Annotated in this window: 3 protein-coding genes; 2 read left to right on the forward strand and 1 reads right to left on the reverse strand. The window is 65.6% G+C overall.

Going from position 1 to position 3,517, the window contains the following annotated elements:
• Positions 1 to 531, forward strand: a 531-nt coding sequence (locus tag ACIQ3B_RS18680; RefSeq protein ID WP_397405274.1) for an HAD family hydrolase, incomplete at its 5' end; no start/stop codon positions are given.
• A gap of 42 nt (positions 532 to 573) precedes the next feature.
• Here ACIQ3B_RS18680 and ACIQ3B_RS18685 read toward each other — a convergent pair.
• A complete protein-coding gene (locus ACIQ3B_RS18685) occupies positions 574 to 2,652 on the reverse strand; it encodes an SUMF1/EgtB/PvdO family nonheme iron enzyme (RefSeq protein WP_397405276.1) in 2,079 nt (692 codons plus the stop codon).
• A 299-nt stretch (positions 2,653 to 2,951) separates the two neighbouring features.
• Between ACIQ3B_RS18685 and pyrE the strand changes: the two genes are divergently transcribed.
• The coding region (gene pyrE, locus ACIQ3B_RS18690; RefSeq protein WP_397405278.1) for an orotate phosphoribosyltransferase at positions 2,952 to 3,517 on the forward strand (566 nt) is incomplete at its 3' end.

Raw genomic sequence — 3,517 nt, forward strand, 5'->3', positions numbered from 1 at the left:
CCGCTGCGCGCGACGTTCGACCGCATCGTGGCGGAGGAGGGGCGTGACCCGGCGCTCGCGGTCGAGCTCGTCATGCGCTACCGCGAGCGATACCGCGCGATGTCGGCGATCGAAACCGAGATCATCGAAGGAATCCCCCAAGCGCTCGCGCAGCTGCGGAACGACGCGCCGATCGCGATCGTGACCTCGAAGTTCGGCATCGTCGCCGAGCGGTTGGTCGACGAGATCGGACTGCGCGCGCACATCTCCGTCATCTACGCGCCGCACGACGAGCATGTCATCGAGCCGAAGGAGGTCACGCTGCGTCGCGCGCTCGCCGCGACTGGCGCGCGACCGCACGCGACCGTGATGATCGGTGACCGCGAGCACGATGTCCTCGCCGGTCACGCGTGCGGCACCGCGACGATCGGCGTCCTGTGGGGCGCCGGCGACCGCAGCGAACTCGAGGCCGCGCGCGCGCACGCGATCGTGGCCGAGGTGCACCAACTGCACGGCGCCGTGCGCGAAGTCGCGCCCCGGCGGGATCGCTAGGCGCAGCGTCGCACGGCGATCCGCCGCGCGGCCTCAGCCAGCTCAATCCGGGCTCGCCAACCGGAATCCCGTATCGGCTTCTTCACGTCCGGGCGTGGCCTGGGAGAATGTGGTGCTTTGGACCGACGGGGCGCCGGCAAAGAAGAAACCGCCACGGAGGCCACGCAGCGGCGAGGACCGGCCATCGAGGTCGTTCCAGTTGTACGAGTTGCCGCTCTGATCGAAGGTGCCGTAGTAGCTGGGGCTTGCCGTGTAGGCGCCAACGTCGAACAGGTAGTTCTGATCGAGTCGGATGTAGCGTGTCTGCGGAACCGAATAGAAATAGGTTCCGCTGTAATCGTCGATGAAGTTGGCCATGTTGGCCTCGCCGCCGACCCGATTGCTGGGCGCGGTGTCGCTTGCGGTCGCGTAGCGGTAGTAGCCGCCCTTGCCGTTGTCGAGTGTCGGACTGTAGTAGGCCGCCTTGTACCACTGGTTCTCGGTTGGCAGATAGAAGGTCGGCGCTCCACCGACGTTCGGGTTCACCAGGTTGCGCCGAACCGCCGTACCGCCCACGGCACCGTCGAGTCGGTAGGCGCCGTCCTCGGTCGTCGTCGGTCCCTGGGGGCCAACGGGCTGGCCGTTCGACATCCAGTTGGCGAAGCGCGCCACATCGAACCAGCTGACATACGTGATCGGGCGCTGCGAACTATCTCCGGCATTGTTGAGCGGGGTGTAGGTGTAGGCGCCGGGAGAGCCCGACTGCACGATGCCTGCGCAGTTCTTCACGAAGAACATCGCGGGGTCGTAGAGGCCGTACCTGTCTTCCTGCGACGCAACGGCATTCAGGAAGTCGCAGTATTGCCGGATCGTGACCTCGTAGGTTCCGATCCAGAAGGTCTGTTGCACGCGTCCAAAGCCCGTCCTGTTGTCTGCCTTGTTGCGGGGATTGCCGATGCGCCTCAGTTGGTAGTTGATCGTGGAGGGGTGGGCATTGGTGGCCGCCAAACGGAAGCCGACGTTGTTGCTCACGCCCGCGGCCGTGCTGCCCAGGCGGTAGTCGGATTGAAGATAGCTGAAGTACGAGGTCCAGCCGCCGCCCCTGATCGTCCGGAGGAGCGAGGCGCTGCCGTCCATGTCGGTCAGCTCCCAGACGCTACCGTTCATGTCGTAGGTGCCGTAGGGGCCGGGCGAACTGGTGAACGCGCCGACGTTCGTGAGGTAGTTCTGGTTGAGATCCAGGCTGAGTTCCTGGGTCATAGCGAACAGACCCTGGGCGACATAGTTCACATGGTTGGCCGCACTCCCCGCGATGTTGCCCGGATTGCTGTTGCTGTTGGTTGCGTAGAGCGTGTAGCCGCCCGCGCCGCCGTTGAGTTCGGGGTTGTAGTACGCCGCCTTGTACCACTCGTTCTCGGTCGGAATGTAGAAGAACGGCTTCATCCCCGTGTTGGGATTGATCGCATTGATGCGCACCGCGTGACCTTCCGAGTCGCGGTCCTCTCCTTCGCGCTCGGAGTCGCTGTCCTCTACTTCTCCTTCGCACTCGGAGTCGCTGTCGTCTCTCAGGTCGTAGGCGCCGTTCTCGGTTGTCCTGCCGTTCTGAGGTCCGGTGGGCTGGCCGTTCGACATCCAGTTCGCAAAGCGCGCGGCATCGAACCAGCTCACGTAGGTGACGGGCCTGCCACCCGCTGTCGCCGCGGCGGACTGGACCGCTCCACTCGGCTCGATCGCGGAGTACACATAGTTGCCCCGGGGGCCGTCTCGGCGAATGCCCGCGATCATCGGATCGCTCGCCATGAGGGGGTTGTACAGCCCATGCCGATCCTTCTTGGCGACGGCGTTGAGGAAGGTGACATACTCGGCGATGGTCACGCTCCGCTTGCTGATCGCAAAGGTGTGCTCCACGCGCCCCAGCCCCGTCGCGGGATCGGCCGGGTTGTTGGGGTTGCCGATGTTTGCCATCTCAAAGCCCACGTCATCAGCGGTCGCGGCGCCGTTCCAGGCCAGGATCGCCGCAATGCACGAGAGCATGCGCAGGGCGCTGCTCCGGCTGGAGGCGGGGAAGGAGCGGTACGTGCGGCCGATCGTGCGGGGAAGGGGCGCGCTGACGGCACTTCCGCCATCCGTGAGACTCTGCATGATGGAACTCCTCAATGACGCAACTCTCGGTGCAGACCCGACGAGCCCTCCTTGAAACGACGGTCCGAACAGGTTCGAAACGAGTTGCCAAAGCGGCGACGGGACGGTCGCCTGCACGGGGTCGGAGGCTACACCATCGATCCCCCGCAAACAAGGGGAATGCAAACGATTCCCGAGCAGCGGACTCGGAGCGCCAGCGCTTGATCGGCTGAGGCATCGCGCTGCGGGAACACCGGCTCGGCCGTTGGGAGATCCATGAGGGGTCATCGCGCAGCCGAACCCCGATAGGATCCCCGTCCATGCACGACTACCAGCGGAAGTTCATCGATTTCATGGTCGAAGTGGGGGTCCTCACCTTCGGCGACTTCACCACCAAGAGCGGCCGCAAGACGCCCTACTTCGTGAACACCGGCAAGTACCGCTCGGGCGTGCAGCTCGCGAAGCTCGGCCGCGCCTACGCCGACGCGATCGAGCGCTCGTTCCCCGATGGGTTCGACTGCCTGTTCGGCCCCGCGTACAAGGGCATCCCGCTGGTCGTCGCCGTCGCGATGGCGTTCGCTGAGCGCGGCCGCGAGGTCGAGTTCTGCTTCAACCGCAAGGAAGCGAAGGACCACGGCGAGGGCGGCCTGCTTGTCGGCCGCAAGCTGCAGAACGGCGACCGCGTGCTCATCGTCGAGGATGTCACCACCGCGGGCACCTCGATCCGTGAGACCGTCCCGGTCCTGCGCGCCGCCGCCGACATCCGTCTTGCGGGCCTCGTCGTCTCGGTCGACCGCCAGGAGCGCGCGAGCGATGCATCGACCTCGACCGCGCTCGCCGAGGTCGGCCGTGAGTTCTCGATGCCGACCGCCGCGATCGTGAACAT

The sequence above is a fragment of the Phenylobacterium sp. genome (genome assembly GCF_044358365.1).
In the GTDB taxonomy this organism is placed as follows: Bacteria; Pseudomonadota; Alphaproteobacteria; order Caulobacterales; family Caulobacteraceae; genus Phenylobacterium.

Excerpts from the sequence above, each read along its gene's own strand:
- ACIQ3B_RS18685 (WP_397405276.1), bottom strand. The coding sequence starts at position 2,652 with ATGCAGAGTCTCACGGATGGCGGAAGTGCCGTCAGCGCGCCCCTTCCC.